We start from the raw sequence: 20,470 nt of genomic DNA, 5'->3' as shown, positions 1-20,470 counted from the left end.
TCTCAAAAAGCTGGTGTTCTTCCAAGAGACTGTACTACTTGGGCGGTGACTGTTTTTTCGACGATGTCGGCTTCGATCTCGTTGACGGATTTTCCGGCGGCGTTTTTCCAACTATCGCGGCCGTTAACGCTCCCGCCAACCAGCATGGCAGCTGCCTGGCTCGGGCTTGAAAACAAATAGTCATGGGCCATGACGATCTGGTCCCCTCGAATTTCCGCGATACCTCGCTCAACAAGGGATTGCCTGCCACGGACGATCGACTTTGCGGCAGACGGGCGTGATCGCGAATTCCCCACCGAACCGGCAAGAACCACAAGTCCTTCGGAAGTAGGGTCGGCTTCGGCCTGGCACCCGGACTGGCGAAGGTACAGTCGTTCCGCTGCAACCTCGCTGGGAGATTCTCGGGTGTTTTTTCGGATCGATTCCAGTGCGGGGTAACCGAGAGTGGCAATCAAGACGGAGATGGTCTCCAAATACTCATTGCAGTCGGCCTCCAGCGGAGCCGGCGTGTAACGATTGGAAGCGGCGTTGCCGTTCAAGAGCGGGTATCGACTTGCCTTTCCTGCACGTGAAATGGCTTCCCATTCCATGAATCCCACATGAGTGTCAGTCCACGTATTCGTCAACGAGACTGCGACGATGGCGCGTTCCCAGAAATCTTTGCCTGAAACATGTTGCTTCAGCCTGCCGCCGACATTGCCGCTCTGTCCTATGTAGCAGGCGGTGCCGTCTTCGGAACCGATGCCAAATAGGAAGTAGAGGCCCACTTGCGACGCTTCAGGCATGGCGAGGAAGCCACTAACCAGGGACCGGGGCACGTCGAAGACGCGAACCGTTCGTGTAGTGATTTCGGCCATGCGGATGCCGGATGGGTCGCCTTGAGGCAGAAAGATCTGAATCGTCTGGGGACGTGAAATGGCATGCATCTTGGAACGCTTCCGCCGGGATGAGTGTACGCATCCCAACATACCGGGAATGGCCTTGGCAGGTGGCGTGCCACGCTCCTCTCTGGACGATGCGCTGCTGCCGTCATGGTGTTCAACTTGGAAAGGAATTGCAGGCATTTGTGGACTTGGACGTCATGGTGTTCTCAAGTCGTGGCGTGGCTGATGGCCTCTCTTCACTCGTCAAGCTGCACGAATCTCCAAGTCTGCTGGAGCTAACCACTGTTCGGAGCCAAATTCTTGACGGCGTTGAGATCGGCAATCCTCGTCATGGCAAACCTGCCATCTGCCAGAGCCTAGACACAAACCAAGACGGGCGCCACTGAACAGATAGTTTTCGGATGCACCGACTCTCGTCACGGATTTGAAGCCATGTGCCGGATGCTGACGGAAGGCGTTGGGCTGATCAGCGTGCATGTCGAGCATTAGAAATTGGACGGATTCATGCCCAGTTCGCGCCTCGAATATGGAACGGTTTAACATTCGCAAGGTTTCGGGCCTTCCGCCTGCCTGATTACTCAATTGGACGCATTCACTTCGGCGACATGCCTATGGGCTTGGGACTCCGTCCTGAGGACACCCGACGCCGTGGGACAGGAGAATCGGCGGCAGGCACCGCGCCATCTACAGGCGGCTCGGCGCCTCGGAACGCTAGTGACAGACGATGAAAACGGTTGGGGTTCCCTCAAAAACGTGAGCAGAAATTGAACCTATTTCTGTCCCGCAACTAGCCAAAAACGTGACCAAGTTTTCGTTCAAAAACGTGAGTAAAACGTGACCTGGGCCGTTTTTGGCCTCAACCGCCTCTGACCTGCGGGACATAACCGCAGGTCAGAGGCTGTTTTTGGTGCCCCGGGCGGGAATTGAACCCACGACCAAGAGATTAGAAGGCTCCTGCTCTATCCGCTGAGCTACCGAGGCATGGCCGACAACGACCGGCCTCCACTAAATTATCAGGTTTGCCCGCGCATCTCCTCCTCCACAGGCACCGGTAGCCGTGGCCTTGTGCACAATTCACCCCGCCCCACTGGTTGGCGCACCGTGTAGGGCGTTTGCTGGAAACAACAAACCAACGCCGCACCCGCGGCCCACCGAAAGGCAGTCCCGTGGCAAACTTCCTCACCATACGCGGCTTTGTGTGCTCAGCCGTCGAAGTCCGCAACACCCCAACCGGGCTGGTCGTGGGCAACTTCCGAATGGGCTCCACCCATCGCCGGCAGGACCCCATCACCAATGTCTGGGTCGACGGCGACACCAACTGGTTCCGCATCAACGTCTTCCGCGCGCTCGCCCAAAATGCAGTATCCAGCATCCACAAGGGCGACCGCATCATCGTGGTGGGCAGGCTCCACCTGGTCAACTACCTCCGCAAGGACGGGAGTCCCGGGATCAGCGTCGAGATTGATGCCGAAAGCATCGGCCCGGACCTGCAATTTGGAACGGCCCTGTATGCGCGGATGGGAGGGCAGCGGCAGGCTGGTGGATCGGCATTCCAGAGCGGTTCACGGTCCCCTGGCGTTGAGACTCACGCGGACGCCGGGGAGGATCCTGCGGATCATCAAGCTGACCGCGACGAGGCACCCGATCTCGACTTGGACACCGAGCTGGCCGAACTGGACCCAAACAGCGCCGAGGCCGACGGCGAACCGGACGAAGGGGAGACGGTGGACAAACAGACAGGCGAAGTGAGCAGCGGCAACGTGCCGTTCTGACGAGCGTGCCGATCCGGCCTGCCGGACGTGGAACAATGGCGGGGTGACTGCGCATACCACGACGCCCCGCCAGCCGCTGCCGTCCGCCAAAAAGCGCCTGCGCACGATCGGCGCAATCCTGGTGCTCGCGGCAGCCTTGGCCGTCAGGGGCTGTTCACCGCTTCCCTCTGCCACCGTTGAAACCGGCGCCTTGGCTTCTGCCGGACCGGCAATCCAATCCGGCCCATCCGTGGCAGCACCGAAGGCAGCACCGAAGGCCGCAGCGAAGCCCACGCAGCCGGCGTCGGCCACGGACGCGTTGGCCGAAAACGTGCGGGTGTTGCTGATTAAGGTCGGCGCCGCCACCAAGTCGCCCAACCGCGGGCAGATGATGGCGGCCATGCTGGAGGCCGGCGCGGCCAAGGGCAAGGTGGAGGTTTCCATTGATAGGACGCCCACCGGCCTGGCCGTGGATGCCATCGAGGCCGCCGCTCCCGTGGCCGGGGATTGCGTCATTGGCCAGGTGCGCGACGGCAAGGCCGTCGTCAGCGTCCTGCCGCTGCTTGCCTCCGGGCGTTGCTTTGTCGGCGACCAGCGTTGACGCCCCCGGTCGGACCCCCGGCGCAAATGTGAGTTAACCCCGCGCACCCACTAACCTATTGGGTATGGCGGAATTTATTTACACGATGTCCAACGCCCGCAAGGCCGTGGGCGACAAACTCATTCTTGACAACGTAAGCATGTCCTTTTTCCCCGGTGCCAAGATCGGCGTCGTAGGACCCAATGGTGCCGGCAAGTCCACCATTTTGAAGATCATGGCCGGGCTGGACACCCCCTCCAACGGCGAGGCCCGGCTCAGCGCCGGCTACTCCGTGGGCATCCTGCTCCAGGAACCGCCGCTGAACGAGGAAAAAACCGTCCTGGGCAACGTCCAGGAAGGCGTGGGCGAAATCTACGGCAAGATCCAGCGCTACAACGAGATCTCCGAGGAAATGGCCAGCCCCGACGCCGACTTCGACACCCTCCTTGAAGAGATGGGCAAGCTGCAGGAAGCCATCGACGCCGCCGACGCCTGGGACATCGATTCCCAGCTCGAGCAGGCCATGGACGCGCTGCAATGCCCGCCGGGCGACTCCGACGTCACCGTGCTCTCCGGTGGTGAGCGCCGCCGCGTCGCCCTGTGCAAGCTGCTCCTGCAGAAGCCGGACCTGCTGCTCCTTGACGAGCCCACCAACCATCTGGACGCCGAATCCGTCAACTGGCTGGAACAGCACCTCAAGAGCTACGCCGGCGCCGTCCTGGCCGTCACCCACGACAGGTACTTCCTGGACCACGTGGCCGAATGGATCGCCGAAGTGGACCGCGGCCACCTCTACCCCTACGAGGGCAACTACTCCACGTACCTGGAGAAGAAGCGCGCCCGCCTGGAAGTGCAGGGCAAGAAGGACGCCAAGCTCGCCAAGCGCCTCTCCGAGGAACTCGACTGGGTCCGCTCCAACGCCAAGGGCCGCCAGACCAAGTCCAAGGCCCGCCTGGCCCGCTACGAGGAAATGGCCGCCGAGGCCGACCGCACACGCAAGCTCGACTTCGAGGAAATCCAGATCCCGCCGGGCCCGCGCCTGGGCAGCGTGGTGCTGGAGGCGAGCAAGCTGCAAAAGGGCTTCGGCGACCGCATCCTGATCGACGGGCTCTCCTTCACGCTCCCGCGCAACGGAATCGTCGGCGTCATCGGCCCGAACGGCGTCGGCAAGTCCACCCTGTTCAAGACCATCGTGGGCCTGGAACCGCTCGACGGCGGCAACCTCAAGGTGGGCGAGACCGTCAAGATCTCCTACGCGGACCAGAGCCGCGGTGGCATCGACCCGGACAAGACCCTGTGGGAGGTCGTCTCCGACGGGCTTGACTACATCCAGGTCGGCAACGTCGAAATGCCGTCCCGAGCCTACGTTGCCGCGTTCGGCTTCAAGGGCCCGGACCAGCAGAAGAAGGCCGGAGTGCTCTCCGGCGGTGAGCGGAACCGTCTTAACCTGGCGCTCACCCTCAAGCAGGGCGGCAACCTGCTGCTCCTCGATGAGCCCACCAACGACCTCGACGTGGAAACCCTCAGCAGCCTGGAAAACGCGCTGCTGGAATTCCCCGGCTGCGCCGTGGTAGTCTCCCACGACCGCTGGTTCCTGGACCGGGTGTCCACCCACATCCTGGCCTACGAAGGCACCGATGAGAACCCGGCCAACTGGCACTGGTTCGAGGGCAACTTCGACTCCTACGAAGCCGACAAGGTGGCCCGCCTCGGCGTGGACGCGGCCCGTCCGCACCGCGTCACCCACCGCCGCCTGACTCGCGACTAGCCTGACGCGCGACTAGCCTGCCCGATCGATGGCCGGTCCCTTTCCCGGGGGCCGGCCATCCTCCATTTAATCATTGGCCACTTAATGGTGCCCATGTGGCCGGCCGCACGAAGGCGGAGCAAAACCAGTCAGTCGACCGGCGTCCCGGCGGGCAGCCGGAGCATGCCCTCCTGTGCCACGGAGGCAACCAGCTCGCCGTCGCGGTTGTAGAAACGGCCGCGGCTGAGGCCACGCGCGCCGGACGCGCTGGGGGAGTCGGCCACGTAGAGGAGCCAGTCGTCCACGCGCAGCGGGCGGTGCCACCACATGGCGTGGTCCAGGCTGGCCACGCTCATGCCCGGCGTTGCCCAGCTGAGGCCGTGGCGGCGGAGCACCGGTTCCAGCAGCGTGTAGTCGCTGGCGTAGGCGAGGGCCGCGCGGTGCACACTCTGGTCATCCGGCATCGGGCCCATTGACTTCATCCACACGGCCTGCTGCGCCACGTGGTCGGCCGGCGCCTGAAAGTAGATGTTGGGGTCGACGTGGCGGATGTCGAAGGGCCGGTCATATGCCCATGCCTGCGCCACGGGGTGGTCGATCTCGCCCAGCACCTCGGCCGCCGTCGGCAGCGTTTCCGGATCCGGCACGCCCGCGGGCATCGGCTCCTGGTGCTCCACGCCGCCGTCGGGCGCCTGGAAGGACGCGATCAGGGACAGGATGGGCTTGCCGCCCTGGTAGGCGTGCGCGCGCCGTGCGGAGAAGGAGCGGCCGTCTCGCAGCCGCTCCACGCCGAAGGTGATGGGCGAGGCGGCGTCCCCGGGGCGCAGGAAGTAGCCGTGCATCGAGTGCACGAGCCGGTCCGCGTCGACCGTCCGCGACGCCGCGATGATCGACTGCGCCAGCACCTGCCCGCCAAAGAGCCTGGGCCGGACAGCATGTGACTCTCCCGGGCCCACGAAGATGTCCTCATCGGTCCGGGCCCCGCCGGCGTCGGACAGGTCGAGGAGGTGAAGCAGCTGGTCCATCGGGGCGGCGCGTGGCGGCGTGGCATTCATAAACGTGACTCTATGTGTCGGCGGCGCACCGCACAAATGGCGGCGGGCGCCCTGTCGGGGACCGGACAGGACCGGAACTGGGCCGGATCACCGTGATCCGCGGCACCTCCGCTTGGTGGCGTCCGGCTGCTTTGACATGATGGGAAGATGGCCCAGGCAATCCAGATTTCCCTCCAGGTTCGCTTCGGCGACATCGACGCGTACAACCACGTCAACAACGTTGTCTATCTGCAGTATCTCGAGGACGCCCGGGTCCAGCTCATTCACACGCCGTTCGCCGCGGACCGGCCGTCCGGCGGCGCCGCGAGCTTCAACGACCTCATCGGCGACGAGCTCTTCACCCTCGTGGGACGCAACGAGATCGAATATCTGGCACCGATCGCCTTTCGCACGGAGCCGGTGTTCGTCAACATCTGGGTGACCCGCGTGGGCGGCTCCAGCTTCGACTTCGGCTACACCATCACGGACGCGGACACCTCCGTCGTGTTCGCCCAGGCCGCCACCTCCATGGTCCTCGTCTCGCGCAGCACGGGCCGCCCCGTCCGGCTGACCGCGGCCCAGCGCGCGGCCCTTGAAACGTGGCGCGGCGGTCCCGTGTCTTTCCGGCGCCGGCCCGCGGAGTCTCCCGCCGGCGTCGTCCATCCCGCAGTAGCCGCCGTCGAAGGAGCGTTCTGAGTGCCCACCGCAACCCATACCGACCAATTCCTGCTGGCCGATCCCGGCACGGTGGCGGACCTGCGCACCTTTGTGACGCGTGCCCGCACCGCGGACGACGGCGCCATCCGCCTTCAGGGGGCCGGTCCCGTCCTCGCCGCGTACGTCTGCGTCATGCGCGCGAAGTTGCTGGGCGAGGGAACCCCGACGATCCTGGGGCTGCGGACCATGGCCCTCGACGCGGCGTCGGATGTGGATGTGACGGTCAGCCTGGCCGCCGTGGCCGACCGGTTGGCCCGCATGGACGCCGACGACACGGCACTGCCCGTCCCGCCCATGACCGTCAACGAATCGTGGGCCGCCGTCAGCGCACCCCGCGGAGCGTGGGAGCACGTTGCCACCGTTGATGCGGAGACGCTGACCAGGGTCGCAAAGGACGGGGTGCAGGAGATCGGGCAGATCATTCCCGTCAGCCCCGGCGCGCTCATCGTGAACAACGCGCGCGCTGCCGTCTGGGGTCGGCCCATTGCCGGGCTCGACGGCGAACTGCCCGGCGGTGCCGCGTTTGCCGCCTATGCACTGGGTTTCCTGGCGCCGGGGGAGGCCGGCACCGTGTTCCGGTCCAACCGCTGGCTGCGACTGAGCACCAGCCGCGGCCACATCCTGGTCCGGCCGAAGGCTGTCCTGTAGCGTTCGGCGACGGGGTGTTTGAGCCGGGCCGGTGATCGAGTACCGTCGAGGTCCGTGACTCGAAGTACCGATCTGGCGGGTGGACCAACGAAACCGGATTTGGTGGGGCAGCCCCGCTGGCTGAATCGTGCACAGGGGGCAATATCCGCTCCGGACGACCTGGCGGCGTCACCGAAGCCGTACTCCTGGCGCCCGATCCGGACCACGCCCGCATCTTCTCATCGAATGGGCCGATCTGGCGGGCTGGCAGCGGCGGAAGTCACCGCAGCTGTACCTTCGCCGCCCAGGGAAGTTCGCCAAGTCGCCAAAGCTGTACTGTCGCGGGCCGCGTCGACGCACATTGACCCCCGGGTCCCGGCATGATCGACCCTGGGGTCCGGCGACCCGATTCGCTTAGGCGCGCTGGCTCGGGTCCGAAGAAGCGTTGACAAGCGAGGCCGCGGCGCGTTCCAGGTAGTCCCAGAGAGTGGCGTCGTGCAGCGGCGCGAGTTCGGCGGCGTCCACGCCCTTGCGCATGGCGGCGAGCCAGCGGTCGCGTGCCTCCGGCGTGACGGCAAACGGCACGTGGCGCATGCGCAGCCGCGGGTGTCCGCGTTCCTCCAGATACGTCCGCGGGCCTCCCCAGTACTGTTCCATGAACATGAGCATGCGGCGTTCTGCCGGGCCCAGGTCCTCCTCGGCGTACATGGCGCGCAGCAGCGGATCCGCGGCAATGCCCTCATAAAAGACGTGAATGATCTTTTCAAACGTGGCGTGCCCGCCGATCTGGCCGTAGAACGTGTCGGCGTAGGCCGACTCGTCGGCAGGACCGGCCGTTACGGGCGTCGCGGCGGGCGCCGTGACAGGCGCCGGGGCCGGGCTCGAGGTCGACGGCAGCGGATGCCCCAGCTTTGGGGGGATCGGGAGCATGCGGGCCAGCGGCGTCCCAAAGCGCGACAGAATGGGCGTCCCCTCCTCGCCATCACCGGGACGATCATCCCGCGGCTGCGCGGAGCCTGCGGCGTGAAGCGGCGTGCGCTCGTCGGCGCCACGCTCGGCCGCGTCATTGGCGGCGGGCCCGTCGGCGAAGGGGGAGATCTGATTGTGGGGGGCGGTCATGGCTGTGTGGAGCTTTCTACTCTGCGGATTCGTGGGGTTCGGTGGTGAGCGGCGTTGCCTGCGTGGATGCAGACGACGCCGTTCCCAGACCGGGTGCTGTTGGTGCCGGTGCCGCTGGTGGTGCCTGTGGCGTTGTGGCCGTCGGGGTTGAGCCGGTGGGCATTGTGCCTGCCAACGGCGCTCCCGCTGGGGGCGGCGCCAAGGGTGCGGCCGCCGCGGCGGAAGGCGCGGCCGGGGGGAGTGGCTCAGCCTCGGTGTTCGGGTCTTCGGGCGCGACGTAGTGGCCTTTGCTGCGGTTGCCAAGACGCAGGATCTCACCGTTGCGCAGGTACCACAGCGTCCCGTCCTCGCCCAGCACCCTGGTGATGCGCAGGCCCACGTACTCCACCTGGCCAATGACCTCACTGGTCTGGATGACGTCGCCGATCCCGTACTGGTCCTCCAGGGTGATGAAGATGCCGGCCAGGAAGTCGCGGATCAGCTGCTGGCTGCCGAAGCCGATGGCAATGCCCACCACGCCCACGCTGGCCAGCAGGGGCCCGATGTTGACCTGGAACGCGAGCAGCACGTAAAACACGGCAATGACCACCACGATGACGGTCAGCAGCGAGTTCAGCAGGGTGCCGATGGTCCGGGCGCGCTGGCCGCGGCGTTCGTTGTCCAGGGCACGCAGCACGGGGTCCAGGTTCCGGAAGACGGGCCTTACCCAGCCGAAGGTGCGCTGGTGCCAGGTGCCCTTTTCCACGCGCTTGACGACCAGCCGGATCAGGTAGTGCAGGATCAGCCAGGCGACCAGGGCTATGACCACGGCAAGCCCGGCGTAGTACAGGTTTTCCAGGAACGTGTTGCCTGCAGTTTCAAGGGCGTTCAGGGGCAAGGGGGTGTCACCTGGCATCTTCGGGGCTGGGGAATGGAATCCCTTCTACCCTAGCGCGGGAGGCTGGCAGTTTCCTTCCCGCCTTCACGCCGCTCAGTCCTGGGTGGGCGCCGCCAGCCCGGGCTCGTGGTGGACCGGGAAGTTCACGCTGCGGGCTATGAAGCATTTCCGTGACGCCTCGGCATGCAGGGACAGCGCCAGATCCTCGGTGGCGGGGTCCGCCACGGCGATCATCGGGCGCAGCGTGACGGAGGAAAACTGGCCGCTGCCGTCAGGGTTCAGCACCATGGTGCCGGTGGCCGCGTCCTGATACTGGGTGACGACCACTCCGCGCATGACGGCCACATGCAGGTAGGAGAGCATGTGGCATTGCGAGAGGGCTGTCACCAGCAGCAGCTCGGGGTTCCAGCGCTCCCGGTCGCCGTGAAACGTCCTGTCCGCGGAGCCCAGCAGCGTGGGCAGGCCAACGGCCGTGACGCTGTGGTCGCGGCCGTAGTCCTTGTAGCCGGACGTCCCGGTGCCCCGGTTGCCCGTCCAATATACGTTGATCCCGTAGTGGTGTTCGTTCGGTTCCATGCGGCCAAGCCTAGCGGCCGTGGGGCCCCGAAGGCCGCCGGCGGACCGGCCGCTGTCAGAGGAACGGCCTGATGGCCGCCGCGTAGCCGTCCAGGTAGCCGGTCGCGTTCGGGTGGAACGGGAATGCGCTGCTTCCGAAGGGAGCGGGGTAGTTCAGCCATGGCTGGGCCGACGGCACGGCGTGGCCGGCGAAGCGGTACGCCACCGGCACGAAGGCCACGCGGTTGGATAGTGCGGTGACAGCCAGGACCCCGTTGAGGAGGTCGGCAGCGCCGTTGAGGAGCTTCGCGCCGCTGACCTGGGTGGCCGTGAAGGTCGGCGCGCCCATGTTCTCCGGCTCAAAGAGGCGCGGGTAGCCCAGGTACAGTATTCGCGCGTGCGGCGCCTTGGCCTTGATGGCCTTGAGCATCGTGGTGGCGTTCTTGGGCACCTTGGTCATCAGGTAGATCGAGTTGGCGACGGCGGCCTTGCACATGGCCGCCGTGGCGGCCGGTGAAAGGCACGTGCCCACGGCCGTGGTCCAGGCGACGTCGTTGCCGCCGGCGGTGATCGTGATCAGCTTCGTGGCCGGCGAAAGCTGCGGCACCTCCAATTGGGCGACCTGGGTGGTGGTGAAGCCGGCACATGCGATGTTGGTCAGCGCGGCGCCGGTCATGGCGGCCACGTCGTTGGCATAGCCCGACGTGCTCTGGCCGCACGGCGCGGTCTCGTTTCCGGCACCCGAGCCAGCCGAATAGGAATCGCCCATGACCGTGTACGTCAGCGTGGCCTGGGCCGTGGTGGTCTGGGCGATGGCCGGGGCTCCGGCGATGCCTGCAATGAGCCCCAGGCTCATCAAAGCCGCCACGCCTGTGCGTGCGGCGAAAATCCTCAATCGATGTGAGTACATGCACCGAAGCTACCCCCACATCACGCCGCACGGCTATACTTTGGGGCACGATTGTGCAGCTGTTTCCCGCCCATGGCCGTGCCGGTGGCAGCGTGTAGAAACACTGGCAAAAACGGTTCCCAGAAACGTTGAGGGGGCACATCCCCGTGCCGGTGACGTGCCCCCTCAACGATGGGGGTTAAACGTCGGCGGCCTGTGCCTTCAGCGCCCGCACCACGCCGTCGCGGTTCTCCACCACGAGCCGGCGCAGGGCGGGGACCTCGGAACCCAGCCCGGCAAGGAACGCGTCCGTGGCCTCCACCGTGGACTGCGCCACGAGCTGCGACGGGTACAGGCCGGTGATGATTGTCGACGCAGTCTCGTACGACTTCTCCGCCCATACGCCCCGGATCGCGGCAAAGTACTTCTCCACGTACGGCTCCAGCAGCGACGTGTCCCACACGCGCCCGAAGCCCGTGATGGCGGCACGCTGTACCGCGTTGGCGCCTTCCCCGCGTACGACGACGGACTCCCACGTCCCAGCCTTGCCTTCCGGCGTCGGGATGGCCGCGTGCGCCGTCGCCGCCGCGAGCTGGCCGTTCTGGGTGTTGTCGCGTGCCAGCTCGGCGTCGATGCTGCCTTGGCCGGCACGGGCGCCGGCGGCCAGGGCCGTCAGCAGTTCCCAGCGCAGGTCCTGGTCAATGTCCAGGCCCGCCAGGGTTTCGGTCCCGTCCAGCAGGGCCTGCGCGGTGTCCAGCTGGAGGCCCGTCTGCGCGTGCAGGGCAAACGCCTTCACGAACTGCAGCTGGGCGTCGGACCCGGCGGCCGCTTCCCGGGACAGCGTCCACAGCGAGTCGGCCGCCGCGACGGCTGTTTCCCGCTGCCGCTCCGGCGCCACGTAGAAATGCAGCGCGGTGGCCAGCTGGCGCAGCAGCACGGTGACGACGGTGGAGTCGCTCTCATGGCCGATGTTGGCCAGCACCAGCTCGACGTACTCTCGGGCGGGCGTCTCGCCGTCGCGGGCGGCATCCCAGGCGGAGGCCGCGACCAGGGTGCGTGGCAACGAATCCTTGAAGTCCTTCAGGTGCTTCTTGGCCGTGGCCAAGGACGCGTTGTCGAGGCGGATCTTGGCGTAGGCGAGGTCGTCGTCGTTGAGCAGGACCAGGTCGGGGCGGGGCATGCCCACCACGTCCGGGACCTCGGTGGAAGCCCCGTCCACGTCCAGTTCCACGCGGTGCGTGCGGACCAGCTTGCCCTCGTCCGCACCGGACGTGGCGAGGCTGTAGAAGCCCACGGCCGCGCGGTGGGGGCGCAGCACGGGGTGCTCGGCCACGGCGGACTGGAGGATGGAGAACGAGGTGATGGCGCCGTCGTCGTCCACCTCAATGGCGGGCTTGAACGTGTTCACGCCGGCCGTTTCCAGCCATTTTTCGGTCCAGGCGGACAGGTCGCGGCCGCTGGCGGCCTCCAGCTCCACCATCAGGTCGGGCAGCTCGGTGTTGGACCAGGCGTGTTTGCCGAAGTAGGCGCGGACGCCCGCCATGAACTCTTCCTGTCCCACCCAGGCCACGAGCTGGCGCAGCACGGACGCGCCCTTGGCGTAGGTGATGCCGTCGAAGTTGACGAGCACGTCCTCGAGGTCGCTGATCTCGGCCTTGATGGGGTGCGTGGACGGCAGCTGGTCCTGGCGGTACGCCCAACTCTTTTCCATGGAGGAGAACGACGTCCAAGCATCCACGTACTTCGTGTTCTCGGCAGCGGCCAGGGTGGACATGAACTCGGCGAAGGACTCGTTGAGCCACAGGTCGTTCCACCAGCGCATGGTCACGAGGTCGCCGAACCACATGTGGGCGAGCTCGTGCAGGATGGTGATGGCGCGCCGTTCCACCATGGCGTCGGTGACCTTGGAACGGAACACGTAGCTTTCCAGGAACGTCACGGCCCCGGCATTTTCCATGGCGCCGGCGTTGAACTCGGGCACGAACAACTGGTCGTACTTGGGGAACGGGTACGGGGTGCCGAATTGCTTTTCAAAAAACTCGAAGCCCTGGCGGGTCAGCTCAAACACGGCGTCCGCGTCGAGGAATTCCATGAGCGACTTCCGGGCAAAGACGCCCAGCGGGATCACGCGACCGTCCGAGCTGGTCAGCTCGCTGCGCACCGACTCGTACGGGCCGGCAATCAGCGCCGTGATGTAGCTGGACATCGTCAGCGTCGGCTCAAAGTGCCAGGTGGACCTGCCAGCGCCGGCTTCTTCCGGGGCCGGGGTGGGGGAGTTGGAAATGACGTCCCAGTGGCTTGGCGCCGTGATGTGGAAGGTGAACCGCGCCTTCTGGTCCGGCTGCTCAAACACGGCAAACATGCGGCGGCTGTCCGGGACCTCGAACTGGCTGTACAGGTAGACCTCGTTGTCCACCGGATCCACGAACCTGTGCAGGCCCTCGCCGGTGTTCATGAACAGCGCGTCCGCCTCGACAGTGAGCACGTTGTCGGCGGCGAGGTCCGGCAGCTGGATGCGTACGCCGTCGCTGACGGTGGCGGGGTCCAGCACGGTGCCGTTGAGGGTGACCTTGTGCACCTTGGCCGTCACCGCGTCAATGAACGACGACGAACCCTCCTTCGCGCTGAACCGCACCGTGGTGGTGGACGGGAAAGTCTCGGCGGACCGGGTCAGGTCAAGGGTGACGTCATAGTCCTTGACGGTCAACGTTGCAGAGCGCTCGATCGCTTCGGCGCGGGTCAGGTTCAAGCCAGGCAAGGTGGTGCCTTCCGTTCGGTGTCGGGTGGACGGTGTTGCAGGTGCACGGTGTCGGGTGGACGGTGTTGCAGGTGCACGGTATCGGGTGGACGGTGTCGGGTCGACGGTGGTGCTGGTGCACCGTGTTGCTGAAGTACGTGGTTGCTCCAAGTGCGTGCCGGCTCAGCCGACCGGCAGAATGGATCCAGTCTTTCACTAAACGGCCCGCTTTGTGAGAGCCGCCACGTCCTCATGCTCTGGGCTGAAATCGAAAAGGCAGCGGATGCGGGTTGCAGACCCAGGTACGCGCATCTGCTGCCTTTTCGAATCAACGTGAGGACGGGGCACGGGCATCCCGTGCTGGGCGCGTCCGGGCCGCATGTGAAAAAGTAGTGCCCATGGACGTACCCGCAGCAGAGGACAGCAACGAGCGGCACATCGACGCCCGCGCCCTGCGCTTTGCCATTATCTTTCCCGTGCTGCTGTCCCTGGGCCTGGTGGGCGGCGGCCTGCTGCTGGCCCGGTCCCTGCCGCAGGGGGCCGAGCTTCCCCTGTGCGGTGGACCGCTGCCGTTGCCGGCATTCCTGACGGTGGCCGTGGCCGCCACGCTGCTTCTGGGGATCGGCGTGGGCGCCTTCGGGGCATGGACGGCGCTGGCCCGCAACCTGCGCCGGGCGCTGCTCGGTACCGCCATGGCCCTGCAGCTGGGCTCCGTCACGGTGTTTGCCGCCGCGCTGCTTGGCCAGTCCGGGGAGGGCGGGGCCGCCGCGCAGCGGGTGGACGGCTACGTGGTGCTGATGGGCTGCGGCCTCGCCGCGGCCATGGGCCTGGTGCTGGCGCTGACGTTCAAGCCGGACGAACAGTGGAGCGGGGCCGACGACGAAGCCCTCGCCGAAATGCTGGAGCTGGAGGAGGACCCCACCGTGGCCAACGACCGCCTGGTCTACGCCATCCACCCCCGCAGTTCGGTGGTCATCATGATCCTGCTGGCCGGGATCCTGCCCGGCGCCGTCCTGACGGTGGTCAGTGCCTGGTTCCTGCCCGCGTTTGCCGCGGCGGCGGTGCTGGCCATCGGTGCCCTGTGCGCCACCGTCCACGTGGACCGGCGCCGGCTCGCCGTGAAACTGGCCGGATTGCTGCCCGTGATCGTGATGGCCTGCACCGACGTGGAGGCGGCCGTGTCCCTGGACGTCAAGGCCGGGGACTACGGAGGCTGGGGCCTGCGCAAGCACAGCGGCAGTGAAAGCTTCCTGGCGTTCTCGGGCGCCGCCGTCGTACTGCGGTGCGTGGTGGGAAGGGTGGTGCTCAGCGCCCCCAACCTGGACACGGCGGACGACCTCGCCGCCATACTCAACCGCCGTGCGGGGAAGCGGCCCGGCCAGCACTGAGACGCCGGCTTCGGTAGGCTGGAAGCGACTGCAACCCACCAAGCCTGAAGGACCACCCATGCGCGTTCACATCGCAACCGACCACGCCGGCATGGAGCTAAGCTCCCACCTCATCACCGCACTGACCGCCAAGGGCTACGAGATGGTGGACCACGGACCCAGCGCCTACGACGCCGAGGACGACTACCCCTCCTTCTGCATCAACGCCGCGCTCGCGGTCGTGGCCGACCAGGCCGCCGGCGTGGACGCGCTGGGCATTGTGCTGGGCGGCTCGGGCAACGGCGAGCAGATCGCCGCGAACAAGGTCAAGGGCGTCCGGGCGGCCCTCGCCTGGAACCTGGACACCGCCAAGCTGGCGCGCGAACACAACGACGCCAACGTGGTGGCCGTCGGCGGCCGCCAGCACACGGTCGAGGAGGCCACCGCGCTGATCGAGGCGTTCCTCGCCGAACCGTTCAGCAACGCCGAGCGCCACGTGCGCCGCATTGGCAAGATCGCCGCGTATGAGGCCACCGGCGAGGTCGTCGTGTAATCCGCGCCGTCCAGGGTTTTGACAGCATTGCAACGGAGGGAGCGGGTGTGGGCGTGAAAGCGGGCGCGGGATGGCCGGCGCTGGACCGCAGGACGCTGCTGTTAGGTGCGGTGCCGGTGGTGCTGACCGCCGCGGCGGCAGCCGAATGCATGGCCGGGCTGCTCAATGGCTGCGATTTCCCGGCGCCGTGGCATGCGGCAGCCGGCGGCCGCAATGCCTGAGGGGCACACGGTCCACCGGCTGGCCCGGCAGTTTAACGACGTCTTTGGCGGGGCCGTCCTGGCCGTGAGCAGTCCGCAGGGGAAGTTTGCCGCCGGAGCGGCCCGCCTTGAAGGGCAGGTCATGGAGCTGGCCGAGGCGCAGGGCAAGCAGCTGTTCATGTTCTTCTCCCACGAGCTCGTCATGCGCGTGCACCTTGGCCTCTATGGCGCCTGGGACTTTGGCGGCGACTCGACCTTCACCGGAGCCTCCAGCATTGGCGCGCCCCGCCACGTCGGCGAGCAGGAGGAGCCCCGGTCGAGCGTGCGAGACGGGGGAGGCCGCGGGGATTACGCCGGCCCGCCCGAACCCAAGGGGGCGGTGCGGGTCAGGCTGGTCTCGCCCCACGGGTGGGCCGACCTCCGCGGGCCGACGGCCTGCGAGGTGCTGACGCGGGCCGGGGCCGCCGCGGTGCGGGCAAAGCTCGGTCCGGATCCGCTCCTGAACCGGGCGGGCGGCCGGAAGGAATTTGTCCGGCGCATCAGCACGAGCGCCACGCCCGTCGCCCTGCAGCTGATGAAGCAGGATGTCCTGGCCGGCGTGGGCAATGTGTACCGCGCCGAGGTGCTCTTCCGCCGCGGGCTGGACCCGCAGCTGCCCGGCACGTCCCTTCAGCGCGGGGAAGCGGGGGCGCTGTGGGACGAGATCGCCCTCGTGATGGCCGACGGAGTCCTCGACGGCCGCATCATCACCACCCAACTGGCGGACCGGCCCTCCGGCATCGGCGCCGACGTGGGCCATGCCCTTGCCGCTGCCGGGATGTGGGAGGACCGGCGCGGTTCCGAAGCGGCTGCCGGCGGTGGCGGGCCTGGCGCTGGCGCGGCCGACCCGGCGGCCCCCGAAGCGGCGGCCGACCCGGCGGCCCCCGAAGCGGCGGCCAACCCGGCCACGGCGGAAGCCGGGGGAGGGGCGGAATGGAAGGCACCGGCGTCGAACGTCAACCGGGATGTGCCCGTGGAGGAGGCCCATTACGTCTACAAGCGCAACGGCCAACCGTGCCGGCACTGCGGGACTGTGGTGGCCATGGCGGAACTCGGCGGCCGCAAGCTCTACTGGTGCCCGGAGTGTCAAAGGCGTTGAAACGGAAAATGCCGCCGTTCCCGCAATGTGCCACCGTTATGGCGGCGGCATCTTGCGGGAACGGCGGCAGAAACGAAAACCTCGGATCTCGACAGGCTCGATCACCGGGGAATGCGGAGGGGGCGACGGGAATCGAACCCGCGTAATCAGTTTGGAAGACTGAGGCTTTACCATTAAGCTACGCCCCCGGAAATTCGCCTTTCGGCGCTACAACTCCTCGATAGTAGCAACGCGCCCGGCGCGCCGCAAATCCACGGCGGCCCCTTGAGGGCGGCGCCGGGCCGCGGCAGATTGTGCATCCTCCAAGGTTTGCCCGTAGACTGTTGCGGGCACTACGGGGCGTAGCGTAGTGGCTAGCGCGCCTGCTTTGGGAGCAGGAGACCGCAGGTTCGAGTCCTGTCGCCCCGACTCAGCATTATCCGGTTCACGTTTGGTCAGTGACTGCCCATGTGCTGGTGCCTAACATCCACCAACAGACCATCAGGAGTACCACGCTGTGAAGAGCGCTGTCGAAAACCTCACGCCCACTCGGGTAAAGCTCAATGTTGAGGTTTCCTTTGAGGAATTGAAGCCCAGCATTGCCGAGGCTTATAAGACGATTGCCACACAGGTTCAGGTGCCTGGTTTCCGCAAGGGCAAGGTCCCCAACAAGCTGATCGACCAGCGCGTTGGCCGCGGCTACGTCCTGGAAACCGCCATCAACGAAGGCCTGAACGGCTGGTACCAGAACGCTGTCGTCGAAACCGGCATCAGCCCCCTCAGCCGCCCCGAGGTGGAAATCACCGAGGTCCCGGACCCCACCGCGACCGACGGCGAGCTGAAGTTCCACGTCGAGCTCGACATCCGCCCCGAGATCGAGCTGCCCGACTACGCCGGCATCGAAGTTGAGGTCGAGGCGCTGGAAGCCAGCGACGCCGACACCGACAAGGCACTCGACGAGCTGCGCGGCCGTTTCGGCACGCTCAAGGCCGAGGACCGCCCCGCCGCCGACGGCGACTTCGTCACGATCAACATTGCCGCCACGATCGACGGCGAAGAAGTCGACTCCGCAGCCGACCTTTCCTACCAGATTGGTGCGGGCAACATGCTCGAGGGCCTGGACGAGGCGGCCACCGGCCTCTCCGCCGGCGAGGAAGCCATCTTCGACACCAAGCTGGCCGGCGGCGACCACGCCGGCGAGGACGCACAGGTCACCGTGAAGGTCACCGCCGTCAAGGTCCGCGAACTGCCCGAGGCCAACGACGACTTTGCCCAGCTGGCCAGCGAATTCGACACCATCGCCGAACTGCGCGAGGACCTGGCCAAGCAGGCCGCCGAGTCCAAGACGGTGGAGCAGGGCGTCGAGGCCCGTGACAAGGTCCTGGACAAGCTCGTCGAGCTCGTTGAGGTCCCCGTCCCCGACTCCGTGGTTGCCGAACAGCTCGAGCAGCACTTCAAGCCCGAGAACGCCCACGGCGAGGACCACGACACCGAGGAGCACCGCGCCGAGGTCAAGGAGAACACCGAGCGCGCCTTCCGCAACGAGATCATCCTCGACGCCATCGCCGAGAAGGAAGAGATCGGTGTCAGCCAGGCCGAGCTGATCGACTACATCGTCTCCTCCGCCAGCCAGTACGGCATGGACCCGAACCAGTTCGCGCAGATGCTCGACTCCTCCGGCCAGGTCAACATGATCGTGGGCGAAGTCCGCCGCCGCAAGGCCCTGGCCGCCGTGCTGGCCAAGGCTGCCGTGAAGGACTCCAAGGGCGACGCCGTCGACCTCACCGACTTCGTCTCCGTCGCCTCCGGCGAGGACGAGACCGCGGAGGACGCCTCCGATGAGGTCATCGAGCCCACCGCCGTGACCGACCCGGGCGAAGTCCGCATCTAGTTTCCGCTGACTCCAGGCTCCACGGGCACCATCCCGGCCCGGCCGTTGCCGGCTTCCTCCACAGGGAGCCGGCAACGGCTTTTTCATGCCCCGGGCCGCCCGCATGACGACGGCGGCACGGGAGCGCCGCCGTCGTACCTCTCGAGTGGACGCCACCGTGCGCCGTCAGCGAACAGCACGGTTTTGAGAAACAAAACACCGCCGAAAACAGCTACTGTCCAAGTAGTGAAGATTAGTGATGGCCCGCGTTGGGCCGGGCGTGGCGGTACCTGCCGGCACGGTCACGGACCAGCGGACCGCACGAAGGAGAGGTAAGTCCACCATGGCACAGCACACCACCCCGAACATGGCCGCGCCGGAGTCGGCAGGCCAGGATACATACATCTACAACCGCCTGCTCAAAGAGCGCATCATCTGGCTCGGCTCGGAAGTCCGTGACGACAACGCAAACTTGATCTGCTCCCAGCTCCTGCTGCTCTCCGCCGAGGACCCGGAAAAGGACATCTACCTTTACATCAACTCGCCCGGCGGTTCGGTGACGGCAGGCATGGCCATCTACGACACCATGGAGTTCATCCCGAACGACGTCGTCACGGTCGCCACCGGGCTGGCCGCCTCGATGGGCCAGTTCCTCCTCTCCTCCGGCACCAAGGGCAAGCGCTACGCGACGCCCAACGCACGCATCCTCATGCACCAGCCCTCGGGCGGCATTGGCGGAACGGCGTCGGACATCAAGATCCAGGCCGAACTGATCCTGCACATGAAGAAGGTCATGGCTGAGCTGACCGCTGACCAGACCGGCCAGACGGTGGAGAAGATCCTCAAGGACAACGACCGCGACAAGTGGTTCACGGCCGAGGAAGCCCTTGAATACGGTTTCTTCGACAAGATCAGCCGCCACGCGGGCACGGTTGCCGGCGGCGGCGGAACCAACGCGAACTAAGCGGCCAAAGAACTACTTCCAGGAGCACACAGACATGACCTACAACTTTGGCGGTTCCGCCTTTGGCAGCACTGCCGGCAACCTTCCCACCAGCCGGTACGTCCTCCCTCAGTTTGAGGAGCGCACGCCCTACGGATTCAAGCGCCAGGACCCCTACACCAAGCTGTTCGAGGACCGCATCATCTTCCTGGGCGTCCAGGTCGACGACGCCTCCGCCGACGACGTCATGGCGCAGCTGCTGGTGCTCGAGGCGGACGACACCGACCGCGACATCACGCTGTACATCAACTCGCCCGGCGGATCGTTCACGGCCATGACGGCCATCTACGACACCATGCAGTTCATCCGCCCGGAGATCCAGACCGTATGCCTGGGCCAGGCCGCCTCCGCCGCCGCCGTGCTGCTCGCGGCCGGTGCCCCCGGCAAGCGCCTGGCCCTGCCCAACGCCCGCGTGCTGATTCACCAGCCGGCCCTTTCCGGCGGCCAGGGCGGCCAGGCCTCCGACCTGGAAATCCAGGCCAACGAGGTCATGCGCATGCGCGAATGGCTGGAGAACACCCTCTCCGACCACTCGGGCCGCACACCCGAGCAGGTCAGCAACGACATCGAACGCGACAACATCCTCACCGCCGCGCAGGCCAAGGAATACGGCCTGATCGACGAGGTGCTGGAGCCGCGCAAGATCAAGCCGGCCGCCATCGCCCGCTGATCCACCCCTCGCCGGGACGGAGCCAAAAACCACTCCGCCCCGGCGAGTGCATGCCACCCTTTGTCAGTCCCTTGCCTTAGAGTGGAACCATACGCAAGGCAGGGCGGCCACGGCTGCCGAACTCGTAACAACCAATGGCATCGGCTCACGCCGGCAGCCATTCGCGGAAGGAC

Annotated in this window: 19 protein-coding genes and 3 tRNA genes; 13 read left to right on the top strand and 9 right to left on the bottom strand. The window is 66.4% G+C overall.

Annotation, left to right across the window (positions count from 1 at the left end; all coding sequences use genetic code 11):
* Nucleotides 1-2: 2 nt before the first annotated feature.
* Nucleotides 3-926: a GIY-YIG nuclease family protein gene (locus DMB86_RS12480; RefSeq protein ID WP_113718092.1), complete on the bottom strand. Its 924-nt coding sequence runs from the start codon at nucleotides 924-926 to the stop codon at nucleotides 3-5.
* A gap of 863 nt (nucleotides 927-1,789) precedes the next feature.
* Nucleotides 1,790-1,865: transfer RNA gene (locus DMB86_RS12475), tRNA-Arg, on the bottom strand.
* A 185-nt stretch (nucleotides 1,866-2,050) separates the two neighbouring features.
* On the opposite strand from DMB86_RS12475, the gene DMB86_RS12470 reads away from it, so the two are divergent.
* From DMB86_RS12470 to ettA, 3 genes are all read left to right on the top strand, one after another.
* Nucleotides 2,051-2,656 carry a single-stranded DNA-binding protein gene (locus DMB86_RS12470; protein ID WP_171814469.1) on the top strand — a complete coding sequence of 202 codons (606 nt, stop codon included), beginning with the start codon at nucleotides 2,051-2,053 and terminating at the stop codon, nucleotides 2,654-2,656.
* 43 nt (nucleotides 2,657-2,699) lie between these two features.
* Entirely contained in the window at nucleotides 2,700-3,236 is a 537-nt protein-coding gene (locus DMB86_RS21040; protein WP_227878349.1) for a DUF6993 domain-containing protein, read from the top strand.
* Between the two features lie 64 nt (nucleotides 3,237-3,300).
* On the top strand, nucleotides 3,301-4,983 hold the full coding sequence (gene ettA, locus DMB86_RS12460; RefSeq protein WP_113718090.1) for an energy-dependent translational throttle protein EttA: 1,683 nt from the start codon (nucleotides 3,301-3,303) through the stop codon (nucleotides 4,981-4,983).
* 128 nt (nucleotides 4,984-5,111) lie between these two features.
* Here ettA and DMB86_RS12455 read toward each other — a convergent pair whose 3' ends face one another.
* Nucleotides 5,112-6,017, bottom strand: a complete 906-nt coding sequence (locus DMB86_RS12455) for an acyl-CoA thioesterase (RefSeq protein WP_113718089.1) — start codon at nucleotides 6,015-6,017, stop codon at nucleotides 5,112-5,114.
* Nucleotides 6,018-6,164: 147 nt separating this feature from the next.
* Here DMB86_RS12455 and DMB86_RS12450 point away from each other — a divergent pair, with 147 nt between their 5' ends.
* Together DMB86_RS12450 and DMB86_RS12445 are read left to right on the top strand one after the other, a co-directional pair.
* Nucleotides 6,165-6,692, top strand: a complete 528-nt coding sequence (locus tag DMB86_RS12450) for an acyl-CoA thioesterase (RefSeq protein WP_113718088.1) — start codon at nucleotides 6,165-6,167, stop codon at nucleotides 6,690-6,692.
* A complete protein-coding gene (locus tag DMB86_RS12445) occupies nucleotides 6,693-7,361 on the top strand; it encodes a DUF8185 domain-containing protein (RefSeq protein WP_227878348.1) in 669 nt (222 codons plus the stop codon).
* 393 nt (nucleotides 7,362-7,754) lie between these two features.
* Here DMB86_RS12445 and DMB86_RS12440 read toward each other — a convergent pair whose 3' ends face one another.
* From DMB86_RS12440 to pepN, 5 genes are all read right to left on the bottom strand, one after another.
* Nucleotides 7,755-8,270, bottom strand: a complete 516-nt coding sequence (locus DMB86_RS12440; RefSeq protein WP_113719546.1) for a globin — start codon at nucleotides 8,268-8,270, stop codon at nucleotides 7,755-7,757.
* Between the two features lie 205 nt (nucleotides 8,271-8,475).
* A complete protein-coding gene (locus DMB86_RS12435; protein ID WP_335645003.1) occupies nucleotides 8,476-9,336 on the bottom strand; it encodes a mechanosensitive ion channel family protein in 861 nt (286 codons plus the stop codon).
* A 93-nt stretch (nucleotides 9,337-9,429) separates the two neighbouring features.
* Nucleotides 9,430-9,912 (bottom strand): OsmC family protein, encoded by a 483-nt coding sequence (locus DMB86_RS12430; protein WP_113718086.1) that lies wholly within the window; start codon nucleotides 9,910-9,912, stop codon nucleotides 9,430-9,432.
* A 55-nt stretch (nucleotides 9,913-9,967) separates the two neighbouring features.
* Entirely contained in the window at nucleotides 9,968-10,747 is a 780-nt protein-coding gene (locus DMB86_RS12425) for an SGNH/GDSL hydrolase family protein (RefSeq protein WP_171814468.1), read from the bottom strand.
* A 232-nt stretch (nucleotides 10,748-10,979) separates the two neighbouring features.
* Complete coding sequence (pepN, locus tag DMB86_RS12420) at nucleotides 10,980-13,538, bottom strand: aminopeptidase N (RefSeq protein ID WP_227878347.1); 2,559 nt, start codon at nucleotides 13,536-13,538, stop codon at nucleotides 10,980-10,982.
* 377 nt (nucleotides 13,539-13,915) lie between these two features.
* Here pepN and DMB86_RS12415 point away from each other — a divergent pair, with 377 nt between their 5' ends.
* From DMB86_RS12415 to DMB86_RS12405, 4 genes are read left to right on the top strand one after another with little or no spacing between them, the layout of a single operon-like run.
* The gene (locus DMB86_RS12415) at nucleotides 13,916-14,905 is read left to right on the top strand and encodes a hypothetical protein (protein WP_113718083.1); all 990 of its coding nucleotides are present in this window, start codon (nucleotides 13,916-13,918) and stop codon (nucleotides 14,903-14,905) included.
* A 58-nt stretch (nucleotides 14,906-14,963) separates the two neighbouring features.
* On the top strand, nucleotides 14,964-15,437 hold the full coding sequence (locus tag DMB86_RS12410; protein ID WP_113718082.1) for a ribose-5-phosphate isomerase: 474 nt from the start codon (nucleotides 14,964-14,966) through the stop codon (nucleotides 15,435-15,437).
* Nucleotides 15,438-15,484: 47 nt separating this feature from the next.
* A complete protein-coding gene (locus DMB86_RS20605; protein WP_171814467.1) occupies nucleotides 15,485-15,658 on the top strand; it encodes a hypothetical protein in 174 nt (57 codons plus the stop codon).
* On the top strand, nucleotides 15,651-16,775 hold the full coding sequence (locus DMB86_RS12405; RefSeq protein ID WP_227878346.1) for an Fpg/Nei family DNA glycosylase: 1,125 nt from the start codon (nucleotides 15,651-15,653) through the stop codon (nucleotides 16,773-16,775). Before DMB86_RS20605 ends, DMB86_RS12405 begins: the two co-directional genes overlap by 8 nt.
* A 117-nt stretch (nucleotides 16,776-16,892) precedes the next feature.
* On the opposite strand, the gene DMB86_RS12400 is transcribed toward DMB86_RS12405, so the two are convergent.
* Nucleotides 16,893-16,963 (bottom strand) — tRNA-Gly (locus DMB86_RS12400).
* Between the two features lie 147 nt (nucleotides 16,964-17,110).
* On the opposite strand from DMB86_RS12400, the gene DMB86_RS12395 reads away from it, so the two are divergent.
* The 4 genes from DMB86_RS12395 (at nucleotide 17,111) to DMB86_RS12380 (ending at nucleotide 20,297) form a co-directional block, all read left to right on the top strand.
* Nucleotides 17,111-17,183: transfer RNA gene (locus tag DMB86_RS12395), tRNA-Pro, on the top strand.
* Between the two features lie 88 nt (nucleotides 17,184-17,271).
* Nucleotides 17,272-18,645 (top strand): trigger factor, encoded by a 1,374-nt coding sequence (tig, locus tag DMB86_RS12390; protein WP_113718081.1) that lies wholly within the window; start codon nucleotides 17,272-17,274, stop codon nucleotides 18,643-18,645.
* Between the two features lie 322 nt (nucleotides 18,646-18,967).
* The gene (locus DMB86_RS12385) at nucleotides 18,968-19,588 is read left to right on the top strand and encodes an ATP-dependent Clp protease proteolytic subunit (RefSeq protein ID WP_113718080.1); all 621 of its coding nucleotides are present in this window, start codon (nucleotides 18,968-18,970) and stop codon (nucleotides 19,586-19,588) included.
* A 34-nt stretch (nucleotides 19,589-19,622) separates the two neighbouring features.
* Nucleotides 19,623-20,297, top strand: coding sequence for an ATP-dependent Clp protease proteolytic subunit (locus tag DMB86_RS12380; protein WP_113718079.1), 675 nt, complete (start codon nucleotides 19,623-19,625; stop codon nucleotides 20,295-20,297).
* Nucleotides 20,298-20,470 lie beyond the last annotated feature (173 nt).

Origin of the sequence: Arthrobacter dokdonellae, from assembly GCF_003268655.1 — a bacterium.
Lineage (GTDB): Bacteria > Actinomycetota > Actinomycetes > Actinomycetales > Micrococcaceae > Specibacter > Specibacter dokdonellae.
Note: the sequence above shows the minus strand (reverse complement) of the source record. Positions and strands in the feature narration are given on the sequence as shown.